The following is a 14,583-nucleotide window of genomic DNA, read 5'->3' on the forward strand; positions in this document are numbered from 1 at the left end:
GGTGTGGCGGCCTTTGTGCCGCTGGCTTTTACCGTTGGTAGCGACCCAAAGCCAGAGCAACATTTCCCTAGTGATCCAGCAACGCTTCATGTTAAATAAACAGTGTGTATTGGTGTATTGATAAAATAGCCGAAGGGTGACTATTGTACCAATCCAATCTTGACAATTAATTACAGATAGGAGGAAAGTAACATGTCTATCGGTGAAATCTGCAAGCGTGAGGTTGTCATTGTCCAACGTGAGGATGCCGTATTGCAAGCGGCTAAGCTGATGCGTCAGCACCATGTCGGAGATGTGGTCGTCGTCGATGATAGAGACGGGAAGCGGGTGCCGGTCGGTATCGTGACCGACCGTGATTTGGTCGTGGAAGTGATTGCACCGGAACTCAATCCTAACACTATCACGGTGGGCGATATCATGGTGTCTGATTTTGCTACCATAAGGGAAAGTGCCGGTGTGTTTGAATCAATCCAGTATATGCGTATCAAAGGCGTACGCCGTATGCCAGTAGTGGATGATGATAGCAATCTGATCGGCATTGTTACGCTCGATGACTTGCTGGCGTTGCTGTCGGAGGAACTCGATGCGCTCGTTAAGCTCATGGCACACGAGCAGCAAAAGGAGGCGGGCACTCGCCGCTAGCATTTAAGGGAAGCACAATAACAGGAGAACCATTATCATGCAAAGCCCACTACAAATCACTATACGCGATATATCTTCATCCGATGCACTGGAAGCGCACATTCGCGACAAAGTGGAAAAGCTCGAAAGCTATTTTGATCGCCTTGTTTCCTGTCATGTCGTAGTAGAAATGCCGCATAAGCACCATCAACAGGGAAAAGAGTTCAATGTGCGTATCAATATCGGCGTGCCCGGTAGCGATATTGTTGTTAACCGTGATCATCACGAAGATCCCTATGTCGCCTTGCGTGATGCTTTCGATGCGGCTAAGCGTCAGCTTGAGGATTATGCACGTCGTATGCAGCTTAAAACCAAGACTCACGTTATTGATCATATTGGACAGGTTACGCGAATCTTTTATGAAGAAGGCTATGGTTTCATCACGGGGCAGGATAGTGTTGAACGTTATTTTCATCGTGACAATGTGATTGATCCAAGCTTTGATCGATTACAGGAAGGCGATGAAGTCAAATTTATCGAGGAAATGGGGGCCGAGGGTCCGCAAGCAAAGCGGGTGAGTGCTGGTAAGCATCATCTGCCAGAGTGAGCGCATGAGAACAAATCTGCTGCACACGCTCTGGTGATTGCGTTGGGTGGTGCTCGCGCTCCGTCTATCTGCCTGATTTCTAATTGATTCTGTTCCGGATGGAAAATAGAATGATGGGCGAGGCGACGCAGAGGAAACCACCCATTGCGGCAATTAACCAATCATTCAGATGAAGTGGTTGAAGCGAAAGATAGGAAGCAAGCCAAGGGAGTTGTACCAGCAATACTGAGAATACCAACGTTAAGCATGTAATCAGCCAGGCACTGAAGGTGCGTAGTCCACTTAACAGGGCAGTAGCAGAAGCGCTGGCGCAGCTGAGCGCAATCATCGCCATGGTGCGGGCGTGTTCGATATCCTGACCCGGAAACAGACTGCGGTCATAGCTCCATAGAATGAGGAGTGTGAGCAGTATGCCAATAATTGCAACCAGACTCCATTCAGCACACGAAAAGAAACGAGCAGCTTGACGCTTACGGATGGGTTTCAATGGACCGTGGGTTGGCAATTCCTGAAATACCAGCAGTGCGCTGGGATGAATAATGGTTTCATACCATACGATGTGAATGGGTAAATACAGGATGGGATAACCCATCAATGGAATGAGAATTGCCGTGAGCACCAGAGGAATGTGCATCAGCAGGATATATTGGAAACTGAGCTGGAGATTGTGGAAGAGCTGCCGGCCTTCGGCGATGGCGCGCACAATAATGTTAAAGTTATCCTGAAGCAGAACGATGGAGGCAACCTCCCGTGCGCTGCGAGTACTGCGTTCACCCATAGCGATACCAATATCAGCAGACTGGAGTGCGGGAACGTCGTTTACACCGTCTCCCGTCACGGCGACAATTTCTCCTTTTGCCTTGAGGGCCTGAACTAGCGACAGTTTCTGCATCGGCATCGCGCGTGCCACGACGGATAGCTGTTCAAGAATAGCTGTATTGCCCTGTTCGAGTTGCATAACCAGTTCATCACCTAGCACTACGCCATCTGACTGGTTAATCAAACCGATTTCGCGTGCGACACTCGCGGCTGTGATAGGGTGATCTCCGGTGACTATGATGACTCGAATGCCCGCTTCGCGACATTGGCGTACCGCATCGGTGACTCCCGGCCGAACTGGATCTTCACAGGCAAGCAGACCGACGAAAAAACCACTCTGGTCAGGCTCTCCTCCTGCCCAGAATTCCCCTATATCCCAGCGCAGGCAGGCCAGTACTTTGTGACTTGCTGAAGCCAGTCGGTTAACCTGAGCTAGCCAGACAGATCGCTGGCCAGGAGTGAGGCTGGACATTTCAAGCAGAATTTCGGGAGATCCCTTGCTCACGGCAGTGATATGCTCATTCAAACGGATGATTGTCGTTTCGCGTCGCCGCTGTTCAGTATAGGGATAGGTAGCCAGAACAATTCCCGGTGTAATGGCACGAGGCTGCTCACTGAAGCGCTCAAGGATAGCCATGTCCATAGGATCACCCGTTTCCTTGCGGGAGGCCAGGCTGGCCCAATACAACAGGTCCTGTTCGGCAATGCCTTCAGCAGGAACCAGATGCTCCAATCGCAAGCGCCCCTCGGTGAGCGTGCCAGTCTTGTCTGAACACACGCAAGTAACCCTGCCGATGTTTTCAACCGATACACTACGGCGAACCAATACTTTCTGGCGGGCTAGTCGATATACCCCCACCCCCAGAAAGACCGTGAATACCACTGGAAATTCTTCTGGCAATGCGGCCACTGCCAGCGTGGCTGCACTGATCAACGCATCGATCCAGCCATAACCTTGGTGTAACCGGACTGCAGCAAGGATGAAGCACATAATCCCGGCACTGACCATCAATAAGGCAACCAGGCTGGCAATGGCATGCTGCAGAGGAGTTTTCTCCTGTTTTCCAGTCAGCGTAGCTTGCACAATTTCACCATAGAGTGTCTGTTTTCCGGTAAACACCACTCTTAGCTCGGTTGTGCCAGTGAGAAGGCGAGTGCCCGCAAGTCCCCAGTGATCGCCCTCAATCCAGATAATGTGCTCATGGCTGTCTGCAATGCTGGGTAGCGCTGCCAATGGGCGTTTTATTACCGGCATGGCTTCGCCGGTCAAGGCCGATTCATCTACCTGAAGATCATCTCCCTGCAAAATAAGGCCATCCGCCGGGAATGATTCGCCTGCAGCCACGCGCACCAGATCACCAGGAACCAAGTCAGTAGCACTAATATTTAGCACTACACTGTCTCGCAGCACCCGGGCATTTTGTGCGAGTTGTCTGCTCAGACCTTCAGTTGAGGCCTGGGTCCTGCGATGGAGAAAAGCATCCATACTGATCAGGGGTACGATTGCAATCAGTAATGTGATTGCTTCGGTGTAGCTACCCAGTACGGCATAGATAAGGCCGGTAGCAATAAGAAACCAGATCATCGGATCTTTGCAAGTATTCCTGGCCAATTCAAACCAGGGATTGATCCCGCTCTCGATAATATCGTTCAGGCCATATTGCTTCTGACGCTCAAGGTGATCCAGGCAAGTTAACCCCTGATTACCTTCTGGCAGGCTCTTGAAACGGGAAAGAGGAATATCTCGGCGCATCAGAAATAGCTTCTTTAATAGGTATCAAGCATTGTATCTCTTTGCCGGTGATTCCTGATTTATTGTTAGTTTATTTACTGATTGGCAGCTTGTTGTATGGAATATAAGAATAATCACTACGTGTTTGCACGTATTTAATTGCCTTCTGTTTTTCGATAAATTATCAAATATGGTCAATAGCATAGTAATGTAAGACCACATTTATCTTTTGCCCAAAATTATTGGGTTGTTTTACTAAACAAGGAGGCGGAATTGGAACCTACTAAATTACCTACCAAGAGTGCCAGGAAAAAAACATTGGTTACAGGCAACGGATCTGGATCCAATAGCGAGCAAATGGAGGGGGATCGTTTCTCTCGTATTGCTGTTTCGGCTTATTACAAAGCACAAGCCAGAGGGTTTCAACCGGGACATGAGCTGGATGATTGGCTGGATGCGGAAGCGGAGGAACAACAATGAGTATGTTGGCTGGTAAAATTCTGGTAAAAAATCATTCCAACTCGAGGGCTAATACGAATGAAGGTGAGTTCGCGGTTCTGATACTTTCTGAGGATGGCTTGATTCGTGATTGCAACGAGGCGGGTGCGAATTTATTGGGTGGTTTGCCCAAGAATCTGCCAAGACTACGTATCTCCAGGTTATTACCAAAGCTAGCGAAAATCGATCTGATAAAAGGAGAGCGGACTAATCCCTATTTGCGCTTTCTTTCCCGCATAGGACACCCTTTTGAAGTGGTGAGTATGAGTGGGGTGCATTTTGCAGGAAAACTTTTTTTCAGCGATGTGGAAGATTGCGGTTTACACCGGCTGATTGTCATGATCCAGCCGATCTATCAAGAAAATACCTTACATTAAAAAATCAGAAGTTTCTTCATTTGAGAAAGGAGAGTTACCATGTCAAAAGAAAATAAAGAAAATGTTCCTGTCACAACGACTAAAGAAGAAGCAAAAACTAAAGCAGCTGCCATCCAACCCATCACTGAAATGGAGCGCGCTTTTGATCGCTTTTTCAGGCGTGGCTGGCCTTCGTTATGGCGATGGGGCGACATGCCGATGCCGGATAATCTGTTTGAATGGGAAGGCCAACGCTCACCAAATTTGGATGTGATTGATCGTGATAACGAAATCCTGGTTCGCGCTGAAATTCCTGGCATAGAGAAGAAAGACCTGAATATCTCTCTCACCGGCAATCTGCTGACGATTAAAGGTCAATCCACCAGTGAAGTGAAAGAAGAAAAAGGTGACTACCACAAGCGCGAGATTTCCAGTTTTTCATTCTCGCGTTCAGTAGTGCTGCCCGGCGCAGTAGACACTTCTAAAACGACAGCATCATTGAAGAGCGGCATTCTGGAAATTACCTTGCCGAAAGTGGAATCTTCAAAGCGGCGCACCATCACCGTGGAGTAATCATTTGGGGATGCTTGCATCTCGAAATATCGGGTGTGAGTATACAATTTGCTGCATTGATACGCTTAACCCGAACATTTCATAAGTTGGCACATGCCCTCACTTGTCTTTTGATTAATAAGAAAGATTTTGCTCAGTCGGGGGTATGAATCACTACACCCCTCCTTCTCAAAACTTCCCTATTAATCAAAATTCTGCGTGATCATCACGCGAATTTATGAAATATTCAGGTTAAAGGAGTCGATGGTAAAACAGAGCATATTGAATTCATCTGCTGTGATAAGTGTTCTATTTTTCTCTGCTGGATTCTTGATGCTGTCGGTTAACTCAGTCCAATCCCAGGAAAGAATTCGCGCCCAAGACCAAGAGCACATCTAGGGGGAGGGCAGCTTATGACACAGCAGCAACGTCTTCGCAGAGAGCATCACAAGCGCATGAAAGCACAGGCAGTGGAGCGTGGCATCAACCTTCCCGATGAGCCTCCTCCTAGAGGGAGTGGTATGGGCTCAGGCGGTGGGGGTATGGAGTCAGGTAATGGAGGGCAGGGTTATTAATGCTGGACTTTACTCAAGAGAGTGTACAACGACGGAAAATTGCTCGATCTTCCACAAGAAATAGTGCATGTGTTCGTATTGATATGGTTTTAAACAGCGATCATGTCTATGATAGGCATGCTGATTATTAGAGTTTTTACACTTACTAGAAGGAAAACAGCATGATCCGTAATCCCATTGATGTTGCTACCCGGGTTAGCCCCAATTTGTCCGCGCTGATTGAAAGCCGGCTCAATGATGCAGACATTGATCCGCCTATAACACTTGCTACAATTCGTACTTTTGTCATTGGTTTGTTGCCCGCAGCCTTTACTGAAACAGAGCAGTTGCATCATTTTGATGTCAATGAATCGTTACTTGATGAGTTAGACGGATTGATTGATGAGTTTGGTGAAACAGCCTTGGCTATAGACTTCGTCCAGGATGCCGCCAGTGAACCGCTTTCCCGAGTGATTGAGGCTGTCATGTACGATGAAAATCGGCAGGCTCCACCCACATTGGGTGCTATAAAAGAAGCTATTTTTTCAGGCTTGCTAGCCAGGCTGGTTGGTGAGGGTGCATTGGATGAAGATGAAGACGACGGGCTACTTGCAGAGATTGATACGCTAATTGAACGATATGGTGAAGAGGCGCTGGCAGAAAATTTCTTACGTTACGAGTAAGCTTGAAAATCTGCCACATAGCCGCATTGCAGCGTCGCATTCTTGCTGATTCCTCGTCTAGCAGTAGGGTATGTCAGAGGATTCGCTGCACGGAGTCTTGTGCTCCAGTCGCTCGCGATAGTACCTCAAGATACTTTAGCGAGATTATTTTCTTTTTATGAGCAACACCTTTTTCAATAAAAAATGAACCTTAGTAAAAATTTCTAATCGGATAATTGATTAGTGACGGTTTATTTTTTCTGAAAATGTATATCGATAAAATTCATTTACTGAAAACAGGTGTTAGTCTTGAGATTTCAACAATAGCCCTGCGTGACCTGGTTAGCGATGTCATGGCCGGGCAGCGAATTCCTGAACTTGCTAAGATTGGCAATACGATAGATCTTTATGATTATCTTTCCGTTGTCGTTCATAAAGGTGCTGAAGGTTTGATCAGCAGGCGTCATGCTTGGATTGATGAAATCAAGAGTGAGCTGCTTGCGGGACGGCCCGTTTCTTACAGGAGCTTCGATAATCTCTTCTGGCGCAGTCTCGATGAAGAAGATCCAGATGGCGATGAGTGGTACCGGCTGACTTCTGGGGAGGAATTCCGCTCTCAAATGATCTGTTTGCTGGGTATCCTACGCTCAGCTAATCGAAGATTGCATCAGCATGCTGATGTGTTACCGGATCTGAATATCGGGTGGGCGTAGGAGGCTATCGGGTTTGAGATAAGCTATTGCGTAGTGGGAATAGCGGCTCATATTCCCCCGATTTTTAGTTATCCCGCTATGCGTCTCAGAATCGTGAAAATTTGCTTCCGTTATCCTTCATGGTTTATTACGATCGCTCAAATTCGGCAGGCTTACGAGACCTCATCGTTAGCATACCAGCATTTGGCGGGATAGAAGGGGATCAATGTTGATTGGGTCGGCAGAGAATAATCTTCTTAGCTCCTGTTACTCCTGAAGTTTAGAATTTCTAAGGATTCATGCCCGTGCCAAATTTTGCGATAATGCAATAGCGTGCAGGTGAGATTGTTGTCTTGTAATCAATTTTCGGCCGATAATGGGTGCTGCAAAAACTCTTGCAAGAAAAAATCTATATCGTTTTTACATGACTCCGAAGAAAGAATCACAATATCTCTCTGAAGGTGTAAGTCGGCGCGAAGTCTGGTCCTGGGCAATGTTCGACTTTGCTAATTCTGGCTATACTACTGTCGTTATCACCGCTATTTTCAACGCCTATTTTGTGGCGGTTGTGGCGGGTGATCAGGATTGGGGAACATTTGCATGGACAGCGTCATTGGCAGTCTCTTATATCCTCATTATTCTGACCGCGCCAGCACTAGGCGCATATGCCGATGCTTATGCTACGAAGAAACGCTTGCTTTTCCTGACAACGGTCGGCTGTGTTCTGTTTACAGCATTACTTTACTTTGCTGGGCCGGGTGATTTGTGGTTAGCAATCATACTCATTATTCTTACCAACTTTTTCTTTGGTAGTGGTGAAAATCTGATAGCTGCCTTTCTGCCCGAATTGGCGCAAAGTAAGGCATTGGGGAAGGTATCTGGGTGGGGGTGGAGTCTAGGTTATATAGGCGGTTTATTCAGTCTCGGGTGCTCGCTGGCTTATGTGACATGGGCGCAAGATCAAGGACAAGAGGCAGGTCAATTTGTACCGGTCACGATGTTGATAACTGCAGCCATTTTTGCCATGGCTTGTATCCCTACCTTTCTTTACCTGAAAGAACGAGCGTTGCCGCAGCCGCATCTTGTCGGTAATCTTGTCATAAAGGAGGCTGTTGCACGATTGGGCGACACACTCAAACATGTCCACTATTACCAGGATCTGGCGCGTTTTCTGGCCTGCCTCATTTTCTACCAGGCAGGTATCCAGGCAGTGATCGCATTAGCAGCAATCTATGCTCAGCAAGCGATGGGATTTAACACGAGTGACACGATATTGCTAGTCCTATTGGTCAATATTACCGCTGCGCTGGGCGCATTTGTCTTTGGTAACCTACAGGATAAATTAGGTCATATTCCTACTATTGGACTAACGCTCATTGGTTGGATTATTATGATTTTGCTGACCTGGATGGCTGAGAGTTCTGCTATGTTCTGGCTGGCCGCCAATATCGCTGGTTTGTGCCTGGGCGCCTCCCAATCTGCCGGACGGGCATTGGTCGGATTATTCAGCCCTTCTTCCCGACGCGCGGAATTCTTCGGACTGTGGGGATTGGCGGTAAAGGCATCATCTATCTTGGGCCCAATTACCTATGGCCTGGTCAGTTGGATATCACACGGCGATCATCGTCTCGCTATGCTGATAACAGGTAGCTATTTTCTTATTGGCTTGGTGATTCTAACGCAGGTGAACGTGCAGCGGGGACAAGAGGCCGCATTGCATGGTCCTGAGAAATAGGGAAATAATAATTCTTTAGGGGCTTTTATTTTGGGATCTTGAATAATTGATCAGAACTATTCAAGATTGATAAATGCTTTCATGAAGAGAAGCTGGAAGTATTTTCGATCTTCTATTTTCTCACACACCACAGGTCGTAAAAACGGTCGTGATGGACTTATTCCCTTCGTTTTAACGACCTGTTAAGCTGTTAATCAGCTTGATGCTCAGCCATAAGTCGTTTCTCTATCAAAATCTTGCCAGATATAGGGTGGGTAAACGGTTGGGCGCGTAGGAATGAAAAACGTTGCAGCATCCAATGCGCCCAATACTGTACGGCCAACTGTATGTATAAGACCAGTGAGCAGTCCCACCGTTAAACCATAGGGTACACCATCGCGTTGGCTGGTCAGGATGATCGTTTTGGGAAGCTCCACAAAACCAGTCGCTGCATTAACGATACCATTCATGAGTTTTTCACCCGCCATGGTTGGATAACTCTGTTCCATTCTCTCACCATACATGGTATAGCTTTGCGCTATGGCCGATTGAGATGATAGAAAGAATAATGCAGAGAGTAACAGAAGCAGTCTTGCTAATTTTTTCATTGCTTTCTCCTGTGATGTGTGGCGTTAAGTGTGTTGTTAGGGATTCATGCTGATTTTAATTCTTATCAAGAAGATATGTACACTAGAAATGTGCAATCAATCTAGCGTCTTTTCATTACATTGAAAATCTTAACGTAAGTTAAGACTGCTTCTTTACTCGGGCTTCTTATAGAATCTTTGTATAACAAGGCATTACTGATTGCACCGTATCTGTGTTACTGCAAAATGCTAAATTTGAGTCGATAGCCACACGCATCACATCATCCATGAAACAGCTAATATGTCGCTTACATTTGTGTGTCTTATTTATTTTTGCACTTTCCGGTTGTTTATCACCCATCACGCTCAACCGCGCGGTGATGGCTTATGATGAAGCTGTTGTCAATGCGGATGCCAAGCAGTTACTCGTCAATATTGCCCGCGCCCAGCATCATCAACCTCTCCATTTCACCAGAGTATCGGCTATTGCGGCTACTTTCAATTTCAGTGCAAATGCGGGTGCTACGCCTGCCCTAACAGGGGATAGGGGGGGCATGCTGGTCCCGATATTTGGCGGTAGTATTTCTGAAAACCCTACTTTCAGTATTGATCCAATCTCAGGTGAAGAATTTACTCGACGACTCCTCACTCCATTCGACCAACACAAACTAACGTTGTTGCTTCGACAACACTTTGATGTGGACATGATGCTGCGGATGATGGCGCAGGAAGTAAGACTACAGCATCCAGAGCAGCCTATCAATGCTCACGCTACTCACAACAAGGATGCTGAGGAACGACCAGGTTATCGTTACCACTTCCATCGCGATACAGAGCGTCAGGCTGACTATAACAATACGCCAGCTCCAGATAATAAGGAACAGGAGCGCCGTCTCCGTCTGCGGCAACAAATCACCTATCATAACAACCCATCGGATCGAGCTGACTACGAGATGTTCCGTCGCGTCGTGCTCCATCTCTCAGCGATTCAGGATCAGAAGCAACTGTATGCGGAACCGTTGATATTTGAGCGTAGCTGGACTATCCCGGCAAGTGCTGTTTCAGCAGAAGGCTTTCAGTCTTTAGAAAAGGAGTTTACTGTCCGCTATAGCCAGGAGGAAGGTACTTATACGCTTAGCAAACAAGCGTTGGGGCCTATTCTCATCACTAACTATGATCCTAATACTCTGTGTTGTGAAGAACGTACAGATTTATATGATTTGACCAATCCTTGGGTTGAAAATGATGTTGCTTTTGATATTCGTCCGGGGTACCCAGGAGGAGAGTGGCCGATCAGAGGTGTTTTTCGTTTGAGGAGCTTTCATGCCATTCTCAATTTTCTCAGCCATGCGCTTGGGGAAGAGCCGGAATACCATGTCGAGAAAGATCCGCGCACACCGCTTATTGATAGGGATGAGAATCCATTCAGTACGTTGGAATTAATCATTTCAGGCACGCAGCCTCCCAAAAACGTGCTGTCAGCATACTCGCATGGTCAGTTTTATGCAGTAAACATGGTGGGGCCAAACGCTCACTGGAATATGAATGCTTTCCAGTTACTCTACATTTTATTCCGTATGACAGTTACTGATGCAAAACCCCTTGGCTTACCCATCACCATTGCCAAGTAATTGTTTTGATCAGATCTTTTGAACGTGCTTGTTGGAGATGTAAGAAATATGGGTTGGGTATACAATGAAGTGACCAATCTTGCCATTGGATCAAATAAGCAACGGCCAGCTTTGTAATGATTTTCCTGAGATATAAGTTTGCCGCTTACTTATTCGGTAATGATGGCTGGTATTCTACCTACTTACCTACTCATAATAAATGGAGGTTATATGAAACTGATCTTATTTCTGGCACTTGTTTTAAGTACCCATGTATACGCCCAAGGTGGACAGAGTCATCAAGGTAAAATGCACGATGGTAGTCATCATGAAGGAATGCACCATGGCGGTATGCATGGTAATAGCCACGGGTTGGATGCAACCACCCTGAAGCAATTTTTTGAGCCACTGCCTGCCTCGATTATCGATGAGAAAAAGAATGCAACTTTGATCAAACTTGGCAGGATGCTTTACATGGATCCGAGGCTTTCAGTCAATGATAAGATTGCTTGTAACTCTTGTCATCAGCTCAATAAGTTCGGTGTGGATAATGAGCCGACATCGCCAGGTCATGAAGGTAAACGCGGCGGCAGGAATTCTCCAACCACACTTAATGCAGCGCTACATATCGCCCAGTTCTGGGATGGGCGCGCGAAGGATGTCGAAGAACAAGCGCTTGGCCCAATATTGAATCCAGTTGAAATGGGTATGCCGAATGAAGCAGCCGTTATCAACAAATTGAAGAAAATCGATGAATATAAAGATCTTTTTCCGCAAGCTTTTAAAGATGAGAAGGATCCCTTCCAGTACAAAAATGTGGGTAAGGCAATTGGGGCCTTTGAGCGAACACTGCTCACGCCTTCCCGGTTTGATGATTTTCTTAAGGGTGACGAAAATGCACTGAAGGAGGATGAGAAAAGAGGTCTGAAAAAGTTCATCCATATGGGGTGTATCAATTGCCACAATGGCGCCGTTATTGGCGGTAACTCATTCAAGAAATTAGGTCTTGTCGAATCTTATGAAGCGGCTGATATGGGGCGGTATGAGGTTACCGGGATCGAGAGTGACAAAAAAGTATTTAAAGTGCCCAGCCTTAGAAATATTACTAAAACAGCCCCTTATTTCCATGATGGTTCCATTGAAACACTCGATGAAGTGATTCGATTGATGGCAAAGCATCAACTTGGTCAACAAGTTGGCGATGGGTTTATTAGAGATGTGAAAGCATTTTTAGGATCCTTGACCGATAAAGATAAGGAATAAATCTGGAAAATTGGGTTGGATGATATGTGGAGCAGAAGAGGGGGTATATAGCATGGCTCGATACAAGGCGCGCTAATTTTTATATCTCATATAATCAGTCACTTGCAATTGTTTCTTGAAAGGATGGTGTTATATACTACTCTTCCTCTACCAACAAATAGTACGAGAAACTACCCATATAGCTGAAATTACCTGAGCCGTCGCCATATGTCGCTCTTGTTGTCTCCGATAAATTGCAGCGAGGTAGCGGCTCTTTTGCTTTCTCAAAGAAACCTTCCTATTGATCTGGCTAGGCCAGGCTTATTTTTGTTAATCTCTTAAAAGAGTAATAAGCTAGTACTGCCTAAAAGTGACAGCATATTATATTTAAACATGAGCTGGCCATAATGTTTGTTGGCTTTCTCTTGATGCGGAATCTATCCTTAGAGACCTTTGCAAAACCCTATTTTCAAAAATATAATATTAATCAAAACGATGAATTAGTAACCAAGAAAAGGACTTTTGCAAAGGTCTCCCTTAGATTATTTACTTAACTAATCTTACCATCGATATACAAAAGTCAAATAACCAAAAGTTATCACTTGTAGAACTTTTGATTTCCGAAAAATCGATATTGTGCCTTTCCTCCATTTAATTCTTTCAGATCTTGGTCAAGCAAAAACAATCGAAGCAGCCGCTTCACATGGGCAGTTTTTTTTGATGTTCCTGCCACTGAGGGATAACAATTGTATGCATTTGCATTATTGCCTGCTTATCTGTTATCTCTTAGCATTCTAATGCAAGGGAGTGGGATTGGTTTGATCCTTTGCTTTTGCTTCGCTTCAGATACCGATCAGCTCTGTTTTGCTTATTGAGCTGGTCGGGTAAAGCTTGAATTAACTATTTGTTATGAATGAAATTCTTACCTAAAAGTAGGTAGCGAATAATGCAATTAAACACGAGTAGTATTGATTAACCTAAATTTTAGGAGGTTATCATGCGACGAATCTATTTTCTTGTTCCCAGCATTGGTGTGACTAAGCGTGTCGTTGACGAACTGCTTTTAGCGCGAGTCGAAGAGAAACACATTCATGTAATTGCCAAGCGCGGCACTCCGCTCGAGGAGCTGCCTGAAGCCAGTCTCTTGCAGAAGAGTGATTTTATTCCGGCGGTGCAGCAAGGAATGGCGCTTGGTGGATCGACAGGTGTGCTTGCTGGACTGGTTGCCGTCGTTCTTCCTCCTGCTTCAACAGTAGTTGCAGGTGGTATCTTGCTTGCAACTGCGCTTGCAGGTGCGGGTATTGGTGCATGGGTAAGTGGCTTGGTAGGAATGAGTGTGGGCAACAGACGGATTAAAGAGTTCGAAGACGCGATAGAAGCAGGCCATTTCTTGGTATTAGCTGATGTGCCATCCGATCGAGTGGATCAGATCGAGGAGCGTGTAAAACAACATCTGCCCGAGGTGGAAATCGAAAGTACAGAACCCAAAATACCTGCATTTCCTTAAAGTAATAATCAAGAGGAGCATTATCTGATTGTGAAAATCATCTGAGATCTAATGTCAAAGGAAAAAATAGAGCTTTGATTCCAGTAGCGCTTGTTGACACATAAAAGGAGGCGATGATGAGTTTGATCAATGATGATCTTAATCATGACGTTAACGATGATTCATCCAATAGTGGGGGCCATAAGGTTTTCCAGCTGGATATTGAAAATGACCAGGTAACTACTGTTTTTGGACTCAATGCTGGAGCCACGCTCAAACTTACCGAGATGCTCAGATTTTCTCCCACGAGTGGTGATGATTTTATCGTGGTACGTAAAGGGGAAGATTGCCGTACGAGTGGTGATGATTTTATCATTGTACGGGAAGGGGAAGATTGTCGTGGTGGATAAGAGGGAAATATGTTGTTTTCCATGAAGTTGAACATTTGTGTATTGAAGATTCTAGCTTGCTGGAGGGAGATTTGTTGGTATTCGATAGACTGACCTTGGCTTGATGTCAAAGGGGCATCTGGTTAGTTTTATTACAGATATTCTTATTGAAGGTGAAGATTTTGTCATCAACTTTGGTCCTCAATGTATCGATTACGCTAGCAGGAGGTACAATCTGACCATATTGGCTGGGATAATGTCAGTGTACTGAGTGAGCTAAATGTCAAATTAACAATGAGGGGATGCTTCTATCCCCTCATAATTTTAGAAAGTTTTCTAGGGTCTGTTGACATTTGACATAGGTAGCCACAGGTATCCACACGCGATAGCTACCATACTTTCGTAATTTCTCTTGAGTTTGTCGTATCGTGTTGCTATTGCCCGATACTGCTTTAGTCGTGC

Annotated in this window: 15 protein-coding genes; 13 read left to right on the forward strand and 2 right to left on the reverse strand. The window is 45.7% G+C overall.

Annotated elements, in window-relative coordinates; genetic code table 11:
- Nucleotides 1-192 precede the first annotated feature (192 nt).
- Together BLP80_RS09975 and hpf are read left to right on the forward strand one after the other, a co-directional pair.
- Nucleotides 193-642, forward strand: a complete 450-nt coding sequence (locus BLP80_RS09975; RefSeq protein WP_090542824.1) for a CBS domain-containing protein — start codon at nucleotides 193-195, stop codon at nucleotides 640-642.
- A 37-nt stretch (nucleotides 643-679) separates the two neighbouring features.
- A complete protein-coding gene (gene hpf / locus BLP80_RS09980) occupies nucleotides 680-1,228 on the forward strand; it encodes a ribosome hibernation-promoting factor, HPF/YfiA family (protein WP_090542826.1) in 549 nt (182 codons plus the stop codon).
- A gap of 79 nt (nucleotides 1,229-1,307) precedes the next feature.
- Here the strand turns inward: hpf and BLP80_RS09985 are convergent, their stop codons facing one another.
- Complete coding sequence (locus BLP80_RS09985) at nucleotides 1,308-3,800, reverse strand: cation-translocating P-type ATPase (RefSeq protein ID WP_090542828.1); 2,493 nt, start codon at nucleotides 3,798-3,800, stop codon at nucleotides 1,308-1,310.
- Nucleotides 3,801-4,052: 252 nt separating this feature from the next.
- On the opposite strand from BLP80_RS09985, the gene BLP80_RS15925 reads away from it, so the two are divergent.
- From BLP80_RS15925 to BLP80_RS10020, 7 genes are all read left to right on the forward strand, one after another.
- Nucleotides 4,053-4,259, forward strand: a complete 207-nt coding sequence (locus BLP80_RS15925) for a DUF2934 domain-containing protein (protein ID WP_090542830.1) — start codon at nucleotides 4,053-4,055, stop codon at nucleotides 4,257-4,259.
- Nucleotides 4,256-4,654, forward strand: a complete 399-nt coding sequence (locus BLP80_RS09995; RefSeq protein ID WP_090542833.1) for a nitrogen regulation protein NR(II) — start codon at nucleotides 4,256-4,258, stop codon at nucleotides 4,652-4,654. The genes BLP80_RS15925 and BLP80_RS09995 overlap by 4 nt, the downstream gene beginning before the upstream one ends.
- A gap of 39 nt (nucleotides 4,655-4,693) precedes the next feature.
- Nucleotides 4,694-5,206, forward strand: a complete 513-nt coding sequence (locus BLP80_RS10000; RefSeq protein WP_090542835.1) for an Hsp20/alpha crystallin family protein — start codon at nucleotides 4,694-4,696, stop codon at nucleotides 5,204-5,206.
- 392 nt (nucleotides 5,207-5,598) lie between these two features.
- Complete coding sequence (locus BLP80_RS15665; RefSeq protein ID WP_176754332.1) at nucleotides 5,599-5,760, forward strand: hypothetical protein; 162 nt, start codon at nucleotides 5,599-5,601, stop codon at nucleotides 5,758-5,760.
- 161 nt (nucleotides 5,761-5,921) lie between these two features.
- Nucleotides 5,922-6,422: a hypothetical protein gene (locus BLP80_RS10010; RefSeq protein ID WP_090542838.1), complete on the forward strand. Its 501-nt coding sequence runs from the start codon at nucleotides 5,922-5,924 to the stop codon at nucleotides 6,420-6,422.
- 245 nt (nucleotides 6,423-6,667) lie between these two features.
- Nucleotides 6,668-7,114, forward strand: coding sequence for a hypothetical protein (locus BLP80_RS10015; RefSeq protein ID WP_090542840.1), 447 nt, complete (start codon nucleotides 6,668-6,670; stop codon nucleotides 7,112-7,114).
- A 403-nt stretch (nucleotides 7,115-7,517) separates the two neighbouring features.
- A complete protein-coding gene (locus BLP80_RS10020) occupies nucleotides 7,518-8,828 on the forward strand; it encodes an MFS transporter (RefSeq protein ID WP_143002268.1) in 1,311 nt (436 codons plus the stop codon).
- Nucleotides 8,829-9,034: 206 nt separating this feature from the next.
- Here the strand turns inward: BLP80_RS10020 and BLP80_RS10025 are convergent, their stop codons facing one another.
- Nucleotides 9,035-9,415 (reverse strand): exosortase system-associated protein, TIGR04073 family, encoded by a 381-nt coding sequence (locus tag BLP80_RS10025; protein ID WP_090542842.1) that lies wholly within the window; start codon nucleotides 9,413-9,415, stop codon nucleotides 9,035-9,037.
- A gap of 266 nt (nucleotides 9,416-9,681) precedes the next feature.
- On the opposite strand from BLP80_RS10025, the gene BLP80_RS10030 reads away from it, so the two are divergent.
- The 4 genes from BLP80_RS10030 to BLP80_RS10045 all read left to right on the forward strand — a co-directional run bounded on the left by BLP80_RS10030 (nucleotide 9,682) and on the right by BLP80_RS10045 (nucleotide 14,142).
- Entirely contained in the window at nucleotides 9,682-11,025 is a 1,344-nt protein-coding gene (locus tag BLP80_RS10030; RefSeq protein ID WP_090542844.1) for a hypothetical protein, read from the forward strand.
- Nucleotides 11,026-11,235: 210 nt separating this feature from the next.
- Nucleotides 11,236-12,267: a cytochrome-c peroxidase gene (locus tag BLP80_RS10035; protein WP_090542846.1), complete on the forward strand. Its 1,032-nt coding sequence runs from the start codon at nucleotides 11,236-11,238 to the stop codon at nucleotides 12,265-12,267.
- A gap of 976 nt (nucleotides 12,268-13,243) precedes the next feature.
- Nucleotides 13,244-13,753, forward strand: coding sequence for a DUF1269 domain-containing protein (locus BLP80_RS10040; protein WP_090542849.1), 510 nt, complete (start codon nucleotides 13,244-13,246; stop codon nucleotides 13,751-13,753).
- A 116-nt stretch (nucleotides 13,754-13,869) separates the two neighbouring features.
- Nucleotides 13,870-14,142, forward strand: a complete 273-nt coding sequence (locus tag BLP80_RS10045; RefSeq protein WP_090542851.1) for a hypothetical protein — start codon at nucleotides 13,870-13,872, stop codon at nucleotides 14,140-14,142.
- Nucleotides 14,143-14,583: the final 441 nt, after the last annotated feature.

This window comes from Nitrosomonas sp. Nm132, assembly GCF_900100485.1.
Lineage (GTDB): Bacteria > Pseudomonadota > Gammaproteobacteria > Burkholderiales > Nitrosomonadaceae > Nitrosomonas.

What these genes read in the sequence shown, in the direction of transcription:
- BLP80_RS09975 (WP_090542824.1), top strand. Translation starts at nt 193, where the DNA reads ATGTCTATCGGTGAAATCTGCAAGCGTGAGGTTGTCATTGTCCAACGT.
- hpf (WP_090542826.1), top strand. Translation starts at nt 680, where the DNA reads ATGCAAAGCCCACTACAAATCACTATACGCGATATATCTTCATCCGAT.
- BLP80_RS09985 (WP_090542828.1), bottom strand. Translation starts at nt 3,800, where the DNA reads ATGCGCCGAGATATTCCTCTTTCCCGTTTCAAGAGCCTGCCAGAAGGT.
- BLP80_RS09995 (WP_090542833.1), top strand. Translation starts at nt 4,256, where the DNA reads ATGAGTATGTTGGCTGGTAAAATTCTGGTAAAAAATCATTCCAACTCG.
- BLP80_RS10000 (WP_090542835.1), top strand. Translation starts at nt 4,694, where the DNA reads ATGTCAAAAGAAAATAAAGAAAATGTTCCTGTCACAACGACTAAAGAA.
- BLP80_RS15665 (WP_176754332.1), top strand. Translation starts at nt 5,599, where the DNA reads ATGACACAGCAGCAACGTCTTCGCAGAGAGCATCACAAGCGCATGAAA.
- BLP80_RS10010 (WP_090542838.1), top strand. Translation starts at nt 5,922, where the DNA reads ATGATCCGTAATCCCATTGATGTTGCTACCCGGGTTAGCCCCAATTTG.
- BLP80_RS10015 (WP_090542840.1), top strand. Translation starts at nt 6,668, where the DNA reads ATGTATATCGATAAAATTCATTTACTGAAAACAGGTGTTAGTCTTGAG.
- BLP80_RS10020 (WP_143002268.1), top strand. Translation starts at nt 7,518, where the DNA reads ATGACTCCGAAGAAAGAATCACAATATCTCTCTGAAGGTGTAAGTCGG.
- BLP80_RS10025 (WP_090542842.1), bottom strand. Translation starts at nt 9,415, where the DNA reads ATGAAAAAATTAGCAAGACTGCTTCTGTTACTCTCTGCATTATTCTTT.
- BLP80_RS10030 (WP_090542844.1), top strand. Translation starts at nt 9,682, where the DNA reads ATGAAACAGCTAATATGTCGCTTACATTTGTGTGTCTTATTTATTTTT.
- BLP80_RS10035 (WP_090542846.1), top strand. Translation starts at nt 11,236, where the DNA reads ATGAAACTGATCTTATTTCTGGCACTTGTTTTAAGTACCCATGTATAC.
- BLP80_RS10040 (WP_090542849.1), top strand. Translation starts at nt 13,244, where the DNA reads ATGCGACGAATCTATTTTCTTGTTCCCAGCATTGGTGTGACTAAGCGT.
- BLP80_RS10045 (WP_090542851.1), top strand. Translation starts at nt 13,870, where the DNA reads ATGAGTTTGATCAATGATGATCTTAATCATGACGTTAACGATGATTCA.